The organism is Microbacterium sp. AC026, from assembly GCF_979258475.1.
The window spans coordinates 1,480,643-1,496,172 of record NZ_OZ409857.1 but is presented as its reverse complement, the minus strand read 5'-3'; the positions used below and the strand labels follow the sequence as shown (position 1 = coordinate 1,496,172).

General features: G+C 68.2%; 10 protein-coding genes and 4 pseudogenes. 9 read left to right on the top strand and 5 right to left on the bottom strand.

Annotated features, from left to right (window positions below):
* Nucleotides 1-100: 100 nt before the first annotated feature.
* The 4 genes and pseudogenes from ACZZ93_RS07525 to ACZZ93_RS07510 form a co-directional block, all read left to right on the top strand.
* Nucleotides 101-736 (top strand): annotated as a pseudogene (locus ACZZ93_RS07525) (metallophosphoesterase family protein); the annotation flags it as partial.
* 155 nt (nt 737-891) lie between these two features.
* Nucleotides 892-1,062: pseudogene (locus tag ACZZ93_RS07520) on the top strand (exonuclease SbcCD subunit D C-terminal domain-containing protein); the annotation flags it as partial.
* Nucleotides 1,063-1,125: 63 nt separating this feature from the next.
* Nucleotides 1,126-1,254 carry a hypothetical protein gene (locus ACZZ93_RS07515; protein ID WP_463511779.1) on the top strand — a complete coding sequence of 43 codons (129 nt, stop codon included), beginning with the start codon at nt 1,126-1,128 and terminating at the stop codon, nt 1,252-1,254.
* Between the two features lie 51 nt (nt 1,255-1,305).
* The gene (locus ACZZ93_RS07510) at nt 1,306-4,302 is read left to right on the top strand and encodes an AAA family ATPase (RefSeq protein WP_463510781.1); all 2,997 of its coding nucleotides are present in this window, start codon (nt 1,306-1,308) and stop codon (nt 4,300-4,302) included.
* Nucleotides 4,303-4,328: 26 nt separating this feature from the next.
* Here the strand turns inward: ACZZ93_RS07510 and ACZZ93_RS07505 are convergent, their stop codons facing one another.
* Complete coding sequence (locus ACZZ93_RS07505) at nt 4,329-4,886, bottom strand: phosphorylase family protein (RefSeq protein WP_463510780.1); 558 nt, start codon at nt 4,884-4,886, stop codon at nt 4,329-4,331.
* Between the two features lie 112 nt (nt 4,887-4,998).
* Here ACZZ93_RS07505 and nadE point away from each other — a divergent pair, with 112 nt between their 5' ends.
* The 3 genes and pseudogenes from nadE to ACZZ93_RS07490 all read left to right on the top strand — a co-directional run bounded on the left by nadE (nt 4,999) and on the right by ACZZ93_RS07490 (nt 10,169).
* Entirely contained in the window at nt 4,999-5,817 is an 819-nt protein-coding gene (gene nadE / locus ACZZ93_RS07500) for an ammonia-dependent NAD(+) synthetase (RefSeq protein ID WP_053098839.1), read from the top strand.
* 68 nt (nt 5,818-5,885) lie between these two features.
* Nucleotides 5,886-9,354: pseudogene (locus ACZZ93_RS07495) on the top strand (TM0106 family RecB-like putative nuclease).
* 401 nt (nt 9,355-9,755) lie between these two features.
* Nucleotides 9,756-10,169: a GNAT family N-acetyltransferase gene (locus ACZZ93_RS07490; protein ID WP_463510779.1), complete on the top strand. Its 414-nt coding sequence runs from the start codon at nt 9,756-9,758 to the stop codon at nt 10,167-10,169.
* Between the two features lie 28 nt (nt 10,170-10,197).
* Here the strand turns inward: ACZZ93_RS07490 and ACZZ93_RS07485 are convergent, their stop codons facing one another.
* Nucleotides 10,198-11,235 carry a methionine synthase gene (locus ACZZ93_RS07485; protein ID WP_295101159.1) on the bottom strand — a complete coding sequence of 346 codons (1,038 nt, stop codon included), beginning with the start codon at nt 11,233-11,235 and terminating at the stop codon, nt 10,198-10,200.
* 20 nt (nt 11,236-11,255) lie between these two features.
* Nucleotides 11,256-12,262, bottom strand: a pseudogene (locus ACZZ93_RS07480) (putative oxygenase MesX).
* A 122-nt stretch (nt 12,263-12,384) separates the two neighbouring features.
* Here ACZZ93_RS07480 and ACZZ93_RS07475 point away from each other — a divergent pair.
* Nucleotides 12,385-13,365 (top strand): LysR family transcriptional regulator, encoded by a 981-nt coding sequence (locus ACZZ93_RS07475; RefSeq protein WP_056277084.1) that lies wholly within the window; start codon nt 12,385-12,387, stop codon nt 13,363-13,365.
* Here the strand turns inward: ACZZ93_RS07475 and upp are convergent.
* Nucleotides 13,350-13,982: a uracil phosphoribosyltransferase gene (gene upp, locus ACZZ93_RS07470; protein WP_042538962.1), complete on the bottom strand. Its 633-nt coding sequence runs from the start codon at nt 13,980-13,982 to the stop codon at nt 13,350-13,352. The genes ACZZ93_RS07475 and upp overlap by 16 nt on opposite strands.
* Nucleotides 13,983-14,063: 81 nt before the next feature.
* On the opposite strand from upp, the gene tadA reads away from it, so the two are divergent.
* A complete protein-coding gene (tadA, locus tag ACZZ93_RS07465) occupies nt 14,064-14,519 on the top strand; it encodes a tRNA adenosine(34) deaminase TadA (RefSeq protein ID WP_056277087.1) in 456 nt (151 codons plus the stop codon).
* Between the two features lie 23 nt (nt 14,520-14,542).
* On the opposite strand, the gene ACZZ93_RS07460 is transcribed toward tadA, so the two are convergent.
* The gene (locus ACZZ93_RS07460) at nt 14,543-15,514 is read right to left on the bottom strand and encodes a cation diffusion facilitator family transporter (RefSeq protein ID WP_072590790.1); all 972 of its coding nucleotides are present in this window, start codon (nt 15,512-15,514) and stop codon (nt 14,543-14,545) included.
* Nucleotides 15,515-15,530 lie beyond the last annotated feature (16 nt).

Sequence of the window (15,530 nt, the reverse complement as noted above, 5' to 3'; positions counted from 1 at the left end):
GGCGTCCTCTCTCGGCCGGATCGCGGAGATCTCGATGCGGGGAACGGGCGCCACGGCACGCCTCGGACCGAATGTCGGTGGGGGTTCGTAGCGTGTGAGTATGCGAATCCTGCACACCTCCGACTGGCACATCGGCCGCACCTTCCATGGCAACTCGACCATGGACGCGCTGGCCGAGGTGCTCGGGGCGCTCACGGCGCAGGTTCGCGACCACGCGGTCGACGTCGTCATCGTCGCCGGCGACGTGTTCGACTCGGCGACCCCCGCCGGCCCCGCGTACACGCTTCTCGGTGACGCTCTTGTGGCGCTGCACGAGACGGGGGCCCGTGTGATCGTCACGAGCGGCAACCACGACTCCGCCGCGCGGCTGGGGTTCCAGGCGCGACTGCTGCGTGACGGCATCCATGTGCTGACCGACCCCCTCGCGATCGGCACTCCGGTGACACTGACAGACGCCGACGGCCCCGTGCACTTCTTCGGCATCCCCTACCTCGAGCCCGCCATCGTCCGACAGCACTGGAACGGGGCCGAACTGCGCACGCAGGCGCAGACGCTGGCGCACGCCATGGACCTCGTACGGGTCGGTATGAATGAACACCCCGGCCGGTCCGTCGCGATCGCCCACTGCTTCTCCGCCGGGGTCGACGCCACGGTGGGCCTCGAGCGCGAGGTCCGGCAGGGCGGTCTCGACGTCGTGCCGCTGACCGTGTTCGACGGTCCCGACTACGTCGCCCTCGGTCACATCCACGGGCGCCAGCAGATCAGCGAGCGCGTGCGCTACTCGGGCGCCCCCTGCATTACAGCTTCGGCGAGCAGAACAAGCCGCGCGGGTCCTGGCTGGTCGAGCTCGACGCGACCGGACTGGCATCGGTCGAGTGGCTCGAGCTCCCCGTGCCTCGCCGTCTCGTCACGCTCACGGGCACCCTCGAGGAGATCCTGTCGACCGAGAACGTCGCCGCTCACGCGGAGGACTGGGTCTGCGCGGTCTACACCGACGCGCTCGCCCAGACAGAGCCGATGCGCCGACTCCGTGAGCGGTATCCGCACTGCGCGATGGTGCAGCATCAGCCGTCCCAGACCTCGGAGACGATCGAGCGGTCGTACGTCGAGAGATTGCAGGGTGCCGTGACCGATCCTGAACGGATCGAGGCCTTCCTCGAGCACGTCCGCTCAGGACACGGGGCGACCGAGCGCGAGGCCGAGCTGATCCGCGAGGTGCTCGATGACCGCGTTCGTGCAGAAGCCCTCGTCTAGTCCGGTGGCCGCTCGACGCGAAGACTCTCCGACAGCGAAGGAGGCGCTCTGATGCAGCTGCACCTCCTCGAGGTCGAGGGCTTCGGGCCGTTCCGCGATCGTCAGGTCGTCGACTTCGACGCCTTCGCAGACGACGGCATCTTCCTGATCGCCGGTCGCACGGGAGCAGGCAAATCCAGCATCCTCGATGCGGTCTGCTTCGCTCTCTACGGTGGGGTGCCACGGTACGAGGGTGGCGAGAAGCGACTGCGCAGCGACCACTGCGAGCCCGACGACGTCACCGAGGTCGTCGTCGAGTTCAGCACTCCGGCCGGCCGATACCGGGTCACACGTTCGCCCGAGTACGAGCGGCCCAAGAAGCGTGGCGGCGGGATGACGGTGCAGTCGGCAGCCGTGCAGCTCGACACGCTGGTCGGCGGCGAGTGGATCGGACTCGCTGCGAAGGAGCGCGAGGCAGCCTACGAACTCGACGAGATCCTGCAGCTCAGCCGTGAGCAGTTCCTGCAGGTGATCCTGCTCGCGCAGAACCGCTTCTCGGAGTTCCTGCTCGCCGGCAGCCGTGAGCGGCAGGCACTGCTGCGGCGGCTGTTCGGCACCGAGCGGTTCGAGGACGTGCAGACACGTTTCGACGAGCGACGCAAGGCGGCGGAGCGGTCGCTCGGAGCCCGTCTCGCCACCGTGTCAGCCCGCCTCGACGAAGGCGAGCGACTGGTCGACAACGCCGACCTCGGGCATGACAGCGACGCGCAGGGAGGCGACACCGCTTCGAGTGAGGCGGAGTCCCTCGTGATGACGACGGACGAGCGTCTCGACCGTCTGCGTCGCGCTCAGGCTCGAGCGGACTACCGCGCCGAGCGTCGCGCGGCGGAGCGTGTCGACGCCGAGAAGGAGTCGGATGCCGCGGACGCGGCGCTCGCGACGCTGCGAGACGAGCAGAGGGCGCAGATCGAGCGCGATCGTGCCAGGGCAGCGCTCGATCGTCTCGAGGCCGAGGAGCCTCGGATCGCGGACGCGCGGACGGAACTGCACGAGGCTCGGACTGCGGAGCTTCTTCGGGGCCCGATCACGGCCGCGGCGACGGCGTCTTCTGCGCTCGATGCTTCGGTCGAAGCCGAGAAGCGCGCACGCGCCGTGTGGGCGGCTCACGACATCGTCACGGACGATCTCGCGGAATGGGCGGCTGAACGCACCAGGCAGACGGGCACGTGGCAGCGGGCGGCGGAACTGGAGGGTTCCGCGTCCGCTCTCGACGCCGAACTCACCGCGGCCGCGGATGCCGTGGCGGCGGCGACCGCGCGCATCGAGGCGGCGGAGGCCGATCGCGTCGCTCTTCCGGGACAGCTCGAACAGCTCACTCTGGACCGCGACGCCGCGAGGCAGCGTGCCGATCGCGTCGCGGATCTGGCTGCAGCGCGAGATGGTGCCGCCGTGCGGCATGCCGCGGCGCTCGAGGCGGAACGCCTCCGTGTCGCGCACGGCGGAGCGGAGCGAGAGCTCGCTGAGGCCAGCGCCGCGCTCGCCGCGGCCCAGACGGCGCTGGCTCAGCTCAGACAGCGCCGCCTCGACGGCATCGCGGGAGAGCTGGCGGCTTCCCTGCAGGACGACGAAGCGTGTCCGGTATGCGGATCCCCCGAGCATCCCGCTCCCGCCGTGCACACGGATCCGGTGTCCGCCGACGACGTCGACGAAGCCGAGACCGAGCGCGACATCATCGCCCGGCGTGAGCGGGACGCCGCCGAGCACGTGTCCTCGCTGCGTGCGGATCTCGCCGCCGCAGTCACCCGGGCCGACGGCCGAGCAGTCGATGAGGCGGCCACAGAGTTGCACGACGCGACCGCCGCACACGCGGAGAGCGTCGAGGCCTCGCACGAGCGGACGAGGCTCGAACAGCGGCGCGACGCCCTGATCGAACGCATCCGGCGGCTCGAGATCGATCGCGAACGTGACTCCGCCGCGCTGGCCGCAGCCCGCGAGGAGCACTCGCTCGTGGCTCAGCGCATGGCCGAGGCGCGTCAGGCGATCGCCGATGCGAAAGGACCGTTCGACTCCGTGGCAGCGCGGCTCGCTGCGACGCTCGATGAAGTTCAGGCTGCTCTCGCGCTGGTCGAGGCGTCGGCCGAACGTGAGCGCAGAGCAGAGGCGGCGACCGCGGCGATGCTCGAGCGGGACGCCGCACTCGCCGCGTCCGAGTTTCCCGACGTGGCCGCTGTCGAGCGGGCGCTGCGCTCCGCCGCTTCCCAGGCGGCGCTCGAGAGCCGGATCACGCAGCATGCCGTGCTCAGAGAGAAGGAGCGCGCGATTCTCCTCGACCTCGAACTGCGCACGCTGCCCGAGGAGCCGATCGATCTCGATCCCGCCGAGCTGAGGTCCCTCGCCGCTCGGCAGCGCTGGTCGGCAGCGGTCGACGAAGCCGGGCGAGCTGCCGCCGTGGCGGAGCAGCTCGCGGCACTCATCGAGGCCGCCGCCGCCGAGCACGCGCGCACCGCGGAGGACGCCGCCGAGTACGAAGTCCTGCAGAACCTGGCCGACACCATCGCCGGGCGCGGTGCGAACACGCGCAAGATGACCCTCGAGACGTTCGTGCTGGCCGCGGAGCTCGAGGAGATCGTCGAGGCGGCCAATCGACGCCTCGGTGACATGTCGACCGGGCGCTACCAACTGCGTCACTCCGACGCGCTCGCCGCGCGCGGCGCGGCATCCGGGCTCGGGATCGTCGTGTTCGACGCATTCACCGGCCAGACAAGGCCAGCGCAGTCCCTGTCAGGCGGCGAGACGTTCCTGAGTTCGCTCGCCCTCGCTCTCGGACTCGCCGAGGTGGTCACGGCGCGAGCCGGCGGCATCCGTCTCGACACCCTCTTCATCGACGAGGGGTTCGGATCCCTCGACGGCGACACGCTCGACGTCGCTATGCGCACCCTCGACGAGCTCCGACAGGGCGGTCGCACCGTCGGGGTGATCAGCCACGTCGAAGCGATGCAGGAGCAGATCCCCGCGCAGCTCTCCGTACGCGCGACGCCGAACGGGCCGAGCGTCATCGAGACGCGCTGAGACCCCGCACCGACGCGGTGCCCGTCTCAGACGCCGTACTCCCGACGGATCACCTCGCGCAGCTGCACGCTGCAGCGGGCGATCGCCTCGCGGAAGTCGACGAGCGCACCGTCCTCGGCTCGATCGGAGATCGCACGGAAAGCACGGATCGGCACCCCGAACTTGCCGGCGACCCAGATGTACGCATAGGTCTCCATGTCGACCAGTCCCGCACCGGACGGCCGGATGACGGCCGTGATCCCCGCATCGCCGACGAAGCTGTCTCCGGTCGCGATCAGCACACCCTCGCGGCCCGTCGACAAGCGCGCCGGCAGAGACACGTGCTGCCCTGCGACACCGTCGAGGTCGAACACGTCATGCTGCAGCGCGCTGCCGATCTCGTGGACCGTCGCCTCGAGTTCAGGGTCGATCCCACCGGCGGTGCCGACGACCACGACCTCGGAGTACTCCTTGGCGTCGAGCGCACGGGTCAGGGCGTAGACGGCCTGCATCTTGCCCTCGCCGGTCACGAGCTGGTCGAATCCCTCGAGCTCTTCCGGGAACGCTGCGAGTTCGGAGGCCATGGCTGCGACGAGAAGTTTCACTCCGCCATCCTCTCAGGTGCATCGGCCGCCGCGGAGTCACGCGCGTGCGATCCACGTCATCTCGATGTAACACTGGAGGAGGATACTGACGTCGGGTAGACCGGAGGAACACATGACCCTGCAGCAGCAGATCTCTGAAGCGCTCGGCGTGAGGGCCGAGATCGACCCCGAGATCGAGGTGGAGCGCCGCGTGCAGTTCCTCGTCGACTACCTGCGCACCACCGGCGCGAAAGGTTTCGTGCTCGGCATCTCGGGCGGTCAGGACTCGACACTCGCCGGTCGTCTGGCGCAGCTCGCCGTCGAGCGGGTGCGAGCAGAGGGCGGGGAGGCGAAGTTCCTCGCCGTCCGGCTGCCGTACCGCATCCAGAAGGACGCGGCGGATGCCCAGGCAGCACTCGAGTTCATCGAGCCGGATGCGTCGGTCGAGGTGAACATCCAGAACGGCGTCGACGGCGTCGAGGAGGACATCGAGTTCGCCGTCACGAGCGACATCAGCGACTTCAATCGCGGCAACATCAAGGCGCGAGTGCGCATGGTGACGCAGTACGCGCTGGCCGGCCACGACGGTCTGCTCGTGATCGGCACCGACCACGCGGCTGAGGCCGTGACGGGCTTCTACACGAAGTTCGGCGACGGGGCCGCCGACATCCTCCCGCTCTCCGGGCTCACCAAGAGGCAGGGGCGTTCGCTTCTCCTGCTCCTCGACGCTCCCGACCAGCTCGCCTACAAGGTGCCCACCGCCGATCTGCTCGACGGTCAGCCCGGTCGCGCCGATGAGGACGAGCTCGGACTCACCTACGAGCAGATCGACGACTTCCTCGAAGGGCGCCAGGTCGACCCGGAGGTCGCCGGGCGCATCGAGTCGCGCTATCTCGCCACCCAGCACAAGCGCAACCTGCCCGTGACGCCCGACGACTCCTGGTGGCGCTGAGCGGCCCATCGTGATCCCGTGTCGGATGCCGCGGCTAGTGTCGAAGTGTCCGACAGAACGGGAGCATCGTGCGGATCGACACTCAGGCGCAGCGCGTCATCTGGAGCGCGAGCGACCTCAAGGCGGCCGCCGAATGCGAGTTCGCGTGGTGTCGTGCGATCGACGCCAAGCTGGGGCGGGTCCCCGCGGTCGACGAGCCCGAAGACGCGACGCTGGCGCGGGCGGCGCTGCTCGGAGACGTGCATGAGCGGAACGTCTTGGCGCGCTATCTCGATGATCTCGGCGCCGATCGGGTGCATCTCGTCGAGAAGGTGTCGTCCGTCGACGCAGTTGCCCTGGCGGCGGCGGTCGAAGAGACGGTTCAGGCACTCGGCTCCGACGCTGTCGTCGTCTTCCAGGCGGCTTTCGCTACACCCGAGTTCGTGGGATTCGCAGATTTCCTGAAGCGCGACGACGACGGTCGCTGGCGGGTGCAGGATTCGAAGCTCGCCCGAAAAGCGCGGGTCACGGCCCTCATGCAGCTCGCGGCATATGTCGATCAGCTCGATCGGCTCGGCATCCCACGATCCGACGAGGTCGACCTCATCCTCGGCGACGGCTCAGTGAGCACCCACTCCGTCGACGACCTCCTCCCGTTGTTCCAGGTGCGACGGGCGCGTCTGCGCGCGCTCATCGCAGATCGTCGCATCGGCGACGGTTCCGCTGGGGCGGCGCTGGCGTGGGGCGACGACCGTGGCGATCTCGAGGTCGTGGCGTGCGGGCGCTGCGCCACCTGCGAGGAAAAGGTGATCGCGCACCGAGATCTCCTCATGGTCGCCCGCATGCGGCCCGTGCAGCGTGCGCGACTGAGAGCCGCCGGCATCGAGACCATCGACGCCTTGGCAGAGGCGCCCACGCCCCCTGACGGCATGAACACCGACACGTTCGAGACTCTGAGGGCACAGGCCCGACTGCAGATCCAGGCGGATGCCGACGGTGCGCCGACCTATGACGTGCACTACGCGGCCGCGATCCATACGCTCCCGGTGCCGAGCCACGGAGACATCTTCTTCGACTTCGAGGGTGACCCTCTCTACACCGAGCCGGCGCCGGACGGCCAGGCTCACTGGGGGATCGACTACCTCTTCGGATGGGTCGACAACTCCGATCAGTACACCGCGCTCTGGGCACACGATTTCGCGGCGGAACGCGAGGCGTTCGAGAGGTTCCTCGACTTCGTGAAGCTGAGGCGCGCGGCTCATCCGGGCATGCACATCTATCACTACGCGCCGTATGAGACCTCGCACCTCGTGGCCATGGCGGCGCGGCACGGCGTCCGTGAGGGTGAGATCGATCGACTGCTGCGTGAAGGAGTGTTCGTCGACCTGTATCCGCTCGTGCTGCGGACCGTGCGGGTCGGCACGAGGTCGTACTCCATCAAGAAGCTCGAGCCTCTCTACATGGGCGCGGATGTGCGCACGAGCGACGTCCAGAAGGGCGATGACTCGATCGTGCAGTACGTCGCGGCTCGAGAGCTCGCGGCGGCGGGGGAGCAGGAAGAAGCGGATGCCGTGTTCGCCGACCTCGCCGACTACAACCGCTACGACTGCGTCTCCACCCGGCGCCTCCGCAACTGGCTGATCGACATCGCGAGGGCTGAGGGCGTGACTCCGGCGCCGCCGGATGAAGCGGACGAGGTGATCTACGAGCCGTCACCGCGCTCGGTGTCACTGCTCGCCGATGCGGAGCGCGCGGTCGACGCAGGCGAAGACGGTCAGGTGCATCGCATCGCGGCCGCGGCGATCGACTACTTCCCGCGCGAGGCGAAGAGCTTCTGGGTCTCGCACTTCCAGCGCCTGCGCGAACCCGTCACGATGTGGGACGGCACGCGTGACGTCGTGCGCATCGACCGCGCCTCATCGCGCGTGCAGAGGGACTGGAGCATCGGCGAGGGCCGACGGGTGATGTCGCGCGACATCGAGATCCGCGGCGAGGTGTCGCCGGGCACCACTCTGGGCGCCGGGGCGCAGCCGTTCGCCCTGTATCCGGTGCCGGCTCCCTTCGACACCGAGGCACCGTCACGAGCGGTGCACGTCCCTCACACCGTCACGGTCGCCGAGTTGCTCGACGACGGCTACCTGATCACCGAGACGGCGATCCAGGGGCAGACCTGGGACGAGCTTCCCCTCGCTCTCACTCCGGCTGCGCCGCCACGCGTCGTCTCGCTGCAGGGCGCGATCGATGAGTGGGCGGACTCCGTCCACGCGGCCGCACCCGGGTTCCCGCGTGACGCGGCCACCGACGTGCTTCGTCGCATCCCTCCGCGCACGCTGTCCGGTCGTCGGCTGCCCGAGCAGGGCGACGACGTGATCGACGCCATCGTCCGAGGCGTGCTCGATCTCGACCGCAGCTACCTCGCCGTGCAGGGCCCCCGGGGACCGGCAAGACCTACACGGGCTCGCAGGTGATCGCCCGGCTGGTGAAGGAGCACGGATTCCGGATCGGTGTCGTGGCGCAGTCCCACGCGATCATCGAGAACCTCCTCGAACGAGTCGTCGCCGACGGCGTGCCGGCGAGTCAGGTCGGCAAGGCTCCGAAAGACCCCTCCGTCGAGCCGGGCTACACCGTCATCCCCAAGAACGGCATGGCGTCATTCCTCGCCGAGCACGCCGAGCACGGTGCGGTCGTCGGCGGCACAGCGTGGGACTTCAGCAACACCGCCCGCGTCGAGCGCGGAGGGCTCGATCTCCTCGTGGTCGACGAAGCAGGGCAGTTCTCGCTCGCGTCGACGATCGCCGTCGCGGCCGGAGCGAAGAACCTGCTGCTCCTCGGAGACCCGCAGCAGCTTCCTCAGGTCAGTCAGGGCGCGCACCCCGAGCCGGTCGACACCTCGGCGCTCGGCTGGGTCATGGACGGCGACGCGGTCATCAAGCCCGATCACGGCTACTTCCTCGCGAGATCGTGGCGCATGCATCCGTTCGTCGCGGCCCCGGTGTCCAGGCTCGCGTACGCGGGCCAGCTCGCCTCGGCACCCGGAACCGAGAGGCGGTCGATCGACGGCGTCGACGCGGGGCTCCACGTCGTCCCGCTGCGGCATCGAGGCAACGCCACAGAGTCGCCGGAAGAGGCGGCCGAAGTGGTGGCGCTGGTACGCGGTCTCGTCGGACGCACGTTCACCGACAATGATGCGGAGTCCACGGCGCGCCCCTGGCGCAGAACGACATCATCGTCGTCGCGCCGTACAACGCCCAGCGTCAGACCGTGCACGATGCGCTCGCCGCGGCGGGCTTCCACGACGTCCCGGTCGGCACGGTCGACAACTTCCAGGGCAAGGAGGCGGTGGTCTCGATCACCTCGCTCGCGGCGTCCAGCGGACGCGATGCTCCGCGAGGCCCGGAGTTCCTCCTGCTGCAGAATCGGTTGAACGTGGCGATCTCGAGGGCGCAGGTCGCGGCGTACCTCATCCACTCACCGGCCCTGCTCGACGATCTTCCGCGCACTCCCGAGGGGGTCGCTCGGATGAGCGCCTTCGCGCGTCTGGTCGGAGCGGCGAGCTGAGGTCGCCGTCGGCAGAGGAGAGCGATGACTCACACGATCGATGATGTCCTGCGAGCCTCGGCCGCGTGGGTGTGGTTTCCCCGCGGCAGCGAGCAGCAGCGGAGCCATCTGCAGCTGGTGCGGTATCCGACGCGATTCGGTGGCGGAGTGCGCGGCTCTCAGGTCGACTCGGATGCGGATGCCGCAACCGTCGTAGAACACGCCATCGACCGCACGAGGGCGTGGGACGAGAGCGAGCTGCGGTTCTGGACCAACGCGTCCGACCGCCCCGATCTCGAAGCCGAGCTCCGCAAGCGCGGAGCCGAGCACATCGACACCGTAGCCGTCTTCGCGAGCCCGATCGACAGCGCCACGATCGCAGCGTCGCGAGCGATGTCCCGCCTGAAGCCAGGGCGGAGGTCGTGCGAACGCTCGAGCAGGTTCGCGAAGTCGACGCGATCAATGTGCCGGTCTGGAAGCAGCAGCCGCTCGATGACGAAGGCCTGCGCATCGAACTCGACGAGATCACATCGGCGTACGACGCAGGCACGCAGGTGCGTGTTCTCGCCCGTCTCGGCGCGGACGGCGAGGCGGTCAGCACGGGCGGCTGCACGATCGTCGACGGCTTCGCACGCCTCTGGGGAGCGGCGACGATCGAGCAGGCACGGGGACGAGGGGCCTACCGTGCCATCCTCGTGGAGCGGCTTCGCCAGAGCGCGACACGGGGAGCGACCACGGCGCTGGTGAAGGGGCGCACCGCCACCTCCGCGCCGATCCTCGCGCGAGCGGGTTTCACGAAGTACGGCGAGGAGCGCTGCTACCTCCTGAGGGTGTGAGTCACACGACGCGGCTGCTCGAGCGCGGTCAGGCGCCGGTGCCGCCGAGTTCGTCGCGCACGATTCGCGCTCCCGCTGACAGGGCGCTCATCTTGTCGAGAGCGACGCGCCTCGGTAGGGGCGCCATCCCGCAGTTCGAGCTGGGGATGAGCAGGTCCGCATCGACGAACTCGAGCGCGCGCCGCAGGGTGTCGGCGACTTCTTCCGGAGTCTCGATCTGCTCGCTCGCGACATCGATCGCGCCGAGCATCACCTTCTTGCCGCGGATCAGCTCGATGAGGTCGAGCGGCACGTGGGAGTGGTGGCTCTCCAGCGAGACGATGTCGATGGTGGATCGCTGCAGAAGGGGGAACGACTCCTCGTACTGCCTCCACTCGGCTCCGAGGGTCGCCTTCCAATCGTTGTTGGCCTTGATCCCGTAGCCGTAGCAGATGTGGACCGCGGTCTCCGCACGCAATCCTTCTGCTGCCCGCTCCAGAGCAGCGACGCCCCAGTCCTTCATCTCGTCGAAGAACACGTTGAACGCGGGCTCGTCGAACTGGATGATGTCGACTCCGGCTGCCTCGAGCTCTTTCGCCTCCTGATTGAGGATCGTCGCGAACTCCCATGCCAGCTTCTCGCGGCTGCGGTAGTGGCGGTCCGACAGCGTGTCGATCATCGTCATCGGGCCAGGCAGCGCCCACTTGATCGGCTGGTCGGTCTGCTGGCGCAGAAAGGCCGCGTCGTCCACGAACACGGGCGCGCGACGGCTCACTGCGCCGACGACGGTCGGCACGCTCGCGTCATAGCGGTCGCGGATGCGGACCGTCTCCCGATTCTCGAAGTCGACTCCGTCGAGATGCTCGATGAAGGTGGTGACGAAGTGCTGACGGGTCTGCTCCCCGTCGCTGATGATGTCGATCCCGCGTCGACGCTGCTCGTGCACTGCGGCGCGCAGGGCGTCATGCTTGCCCTCCACGAGCGCATCGCCCTGAAGCTCCCACGGCGACCAGAGGACTTCGGGCCGGGCGAGCCACGCCGGCTTGGGCAGACTTCCGACGATCGAGGTGGGGAGGAGTTCTCGCACGGTCGACGATCCGCGGCCGGTCATCGGACCGCAACGGGGGAGGCGGACACGGGGGACGACGGAGCGGGATACCCGGCAGCCCACTGGTCCAGCACCGTCCGGTGCGGCGTGACGAAGTGCTCATCGGCGTAGCGTCCCTGCACGACGGCGAGCTGGCTGCGCTCCTCGCGGTCGTACGTGATCTCCGTCTGCTGATAGTCGTCGTGGGCGAGGCTCGGACGGTAGACGCTCTCGGCGGGCGCATTCGCGTTGTAGATCTCAGGCCGGTAGATCTTCTGGAAGGTCTCCATGGTGCTGATCGTGCCGATGAGCTGCAGATCGGAGTAGTCGCTCAGGAGGTCGCCGCGGAAGTAGAAGGCGAGGGGGCGACGCTGCCGCGTGGCATGAAGTAGCGGACCTGCAGCCCCATCTTCCCGAAGTACTCGTCGGTGAGCGAGAAGGAGTCCTGCACGTACTCGGCGCCGAGCACGGGGTGGTGGTTGCCGTTGCGCTGATAGGTCCTGCTGGTCGAGACGCTGATGCAGATCACCGGCAGGGTCGAGAAGCGCTCCTGGTACGCCTCGGACTCGAGGAAATGTTGGAAGAGCTTGCCGTGCAGCACGCCGAAGTCGTCGGGAGTGGAGAATCCGCCGGCGGCCGCGCTCGCCGCAGGCAGGACGACGCTGAAGTCGTAGTCGCGGAGGTAGGAGGAGAAGTTGTTTCCCACGATCCCATGGTGGCGTTCGCCGGTCAGCCGGTCGACGATGTGGACGTCGAGCACCTCGAGCACCGGGAACTCCTCGTCGTTGCCATCGGCGAATCGCAACTGCACCGAGACGATGTCGAGCTCGACCGTGTAGCGCTCGTCGCCGCCCGCGAGGTCGTTGAAGCGACGGTCGATCATCTCCAGGGCGTTGCGGAGGTTCTGCTGGCGGCGCTCGCCGCGCGCGAGGTTGGCGAAGTTCGTGGTGATGCGCGAGCTGTCGGACGGGGCATAGTCCTCGTCGAAGCGAGTGGTCGTGATGCTGAACGTGATCTCGTTCGCCATGAGGGGCCAATCCGGGAGAGGGGAGGCCGATCTGGCCTCGCGAAAGCGGTGATCTCATAGTGCAGCGATGCCAGAGCTATCGGGTAATTCGGCTCCGCTATGCGGTGATATAGCCTTCTCCTATGCCTAGGCGATCGAGCGGGATCACACTGCAACAGCTCCAGTACTTCATCGAGGTCGCTGCGGAGGGATCCATCACCGCGGCGGCCGACGTGCTCTATGTCGCGCAGCCCACGATGTCCGCGGCGATGAAAGACCTCGAGAGCCGAGTCGGACGCGATCTGCTCACCCGGTCGGCGCGAGGGGTGACGCTCACGAGCGACGGCACGGAGTTCCTCGGGTATGCCAGACAGATCGTCGAGCAGGCCGAGCTTCTCGAGCAGCGCTACCTCGGGCGGCCACCGTCGCGCCGCCTCCTCGGGGTCTCCACCCAGCACTACTCCTTCGCCGTCGACGCATTCGTGCGGATGGTCAAGCGCTCGAGCGCCGCCGAATACGAGTTCTCGCTCCGCGAGACCCGCACGTGGGACATCATCGAGGATGTGCGGACGCTCCGCAGCGAACTCGGCATCCTCTTCCGCAACGACTTCAACCGCAACGTGATCGACAAGCTCCTGCGGGACTCGGGTCTCGCATTCCATCCGCTCTTCATCGCCGAGCCGCACATCTTCGTCTCACGGCGGAACGCACTCGCGTCGCGAGACCGTGCGACCCTCGACGATCTCGTCGGCCTTCCGCGTCTCACCTTCGACCAGGGCGCGAACAACTCGTTCTACTTCGCGGAGGAGATCCTCTCGACCCTCTCGAGTGCGCGGGAGATCAGGGTCTCCGATCGAGCGACGATCTTCAACCTGATGATCGGTCTCGACGGATACACGATCTCGACCGGCATCATCAGCGACGATCTCGATCCCGAGATCGTCGCCGTGCCCCTCGACGTCGACGAGCGCATCGAGATCGGCTGGATCGGACGCACGGCCATACCGCTCACCGAACAGGCTCAGCAGTACCTTGGCGAGGTGCGAGACGTGGTGGCGAGCTTCGGCGTGCCCCTTCTCGAGGACGAACCGCGCGAGCCGGAGATCCGTCAGACGGTGCCGTAGAGCCGATCGCCGGCGTCGCCGAGTCCGGGCACGATGTAGCCCTTCTCATTGAGGCGCTCATCCAGGGCCCCGAGCACGATCGTCACGTCGCGGTCTCCGACGAGCGCCTCGATGGCGGCGAGGCCTTCGGGAGTGCCGAGCAGGCAGATCGCCGTGACGTCCTTGGCCCCGCGGTCGAAGAGGAACTGGATGGCGGCAGCCAGTGAGCCGCCGGTCGCGAGCATCGGATCGATCGCGAAGCACTGACGATCGCTCAGGTCGTCGGGAAGGCGCTCGGCGTAGGTGGTCGGCTCGAAGGTCTCCTCGTCGCGGACCATGCCCAGGAACCCGACCTCTGCCGTCGGCAGCAGCTTCACCAGGCCCTCGAGCATGCCGAGGCCGGCGCGCAGGATCGGCACGACGATCGGACGGGGCTCCGAGATCTTCACGCCCATCGTCGTCGTCACGGGAGTGGTGATCTCGACCGGACTGACCTTCACGTTGCGGGTCGCCTCATACGCGAGAAGCGTCACGAGCTCTTCGGTCAGCTGCCGGAAGACGGGCGACGGGGTGCGATGGTCGCGCAGCACCGAGAGCTTGTGAGTGACGAGAGGGTGGTCGGCGACGTGGACACGCATGGATACAGGCTAATGCGCCGGGGGCTCCGGTACGACATCGGATGCCGTCGGCTGCCCGAGCGGCTGTCGTAGGCTCGACGCATGACCGCCTCCGACGCCCGTGCGATGCGACGCGCGCTCGAGCTCGCGGCCGAGGCGTCGGCGGCCTCGGAGATCCCGGTCGGCGCGGTGGTGCTCGACGCAGAGGGCCGGATCATCGCCGAAGGACGTAATCATCGTGAGGCGACCCACGACCCCACGGGGCACGCCGAGATCGCGGCGCTGCGGTCGGCCGCGGCATCCGTCGGCTCGTGGAATCTCGACGGCCACACCCTCGTCGTGACCCTCGAGCCCTGCATCATGTGCGCGGGGGCGATCCTGCAGGCGCGGATCGGCCGCGTCGTCTTCGGCGCGTGGGACGACAAGGCGGGGGCCGCCGGCTCCATGTACGACGTGCTGCGCGACCGTCGGCTGCCGTACCGCGCCGAGGTCGTCGGCGGGGTCGAAGCGGATGCCGCCACGGCCCTGCTGCGGAGCTTCTTCGAGCAGCGGCGCTGACGGCCACGGCACCCCGCGAGCGATCAGTCGGAGGACTTGAGCACGAAGACGTCGGTCGACGGCTCGGGGTCGAGCGACGGCCGGTACACGTCGGGCTCGATGTAGATCACGCGTGCGATCGGAAGAGCCTCGCGGATGCGGGCCTCGATCGCATCGATGTCGACAGCTGCCTCGCGCAGCGGCTTGTTCGCGTTGAGTGCGATCTTCGCCGCGACCATGAGCTCGTCCGGGCCCAGGTAGAGGGTCTTCATGTGGATGATCTTCTCGATCTCGTCGCCCGCGTTGATCGCGTCGACGATGCGATCGTGATCGGCCTGCGTGGCGCCCTCGCCCACGAGGAGGCTCTTCGTCTCGACGCCGAGCACGATCGCGATGAGCACGAGCAGGATGCCGATCATCAATGTGCCGAGTGCGTCGAACAGCGGGTTTCCGGTGATCACGGTGAGCCCGACGCCGAGCAGTGCGAACGTGAGACCGGTGAGTGCCCCGACGTCCTCGAGGAGCACGACGGGGAGCTCCGGCGCCTTCGCGCGGCGCACGAACGACACCCAGGACTGGCCCGTGTCACGGACGAGATTGCTCTCTCTGACGGCGGTGCGCAGCGAGAACGACTCGAGGCCGATCGCGACCACCAACACGACGATCGGCAGCCACCACCACGTCTTGTCGAGTTCATGCGGGTGCGTGAGCTTGTCGATCGCCTCGTAGATCGCGAACAGACCTCCGACGGAGAACAGGATGATCGACACCACGAACGCGTAGACGTACCGTTCCCGCCCGTAGCCGAAGGGGTGCGCCCTGTCCGCCTCGCGCTTCGCCTTGCGTCCGCCCAGCATGAGCAGCAGCTGGTTGCCGGAGTCGGCGACCGAGTGGATCGCCTCGGCGAGCATGGATGCGGATCCCGACAGCGCCCACGCGAGGAACTTCGCCAGGGCTATGCCCAGGTTCGCCAGGAACGCCGCGAGAATGGCCTTGCCGCCGCCGGATGCACTCATGCGTCGAGTCTAGATC

Bases quoted from the DNA above. Each gene is read 5' to 3' on its own strand.
- ACZZ93_RS07510 (WP_463510781.1), top strand. From the start codon at position 1,306: ATGCAGCTGCACCTCCTCGAGGTCGAGGGCTTCGGGCCGTTCCGCGAT.
- nadE (WP_053098839.1), top strand. From the start codon at position 4,999: ATGACCCTGCAGCAGCAGATCTCTGAAGCGCTCGGCGTGAGGGCCGAG.
- ACZZ93_RS07475 (WP_056277084.1), top strand. From the start codon at position 12,385: ATGCCTAGGCGATCGAGCGGGATCACACTGCAACAGCTCCAGTACTTC.
- upp (WP_042538962.1), bottom strand. From the start codon at position 13,982: ATGCGTGTCCACGTCGCCGACCACCCTCTCGTCACTCACAAGCTCTCG.
- tadA (WP_056277087.1), top strand. From the start codon at position 14,064: ATGACCGCCTCCGACGCCCGTGCGATGCGACGCGCGCTCGAGCTCGCG.
- ACZZ93_RS07460 (WP_072590790.1), bottom strand. From the start codon at position 15,514: ATGAGTGCATCCGGCGGCGGCAAGGCCATTCTCGCGGCGTTCCTGGCG.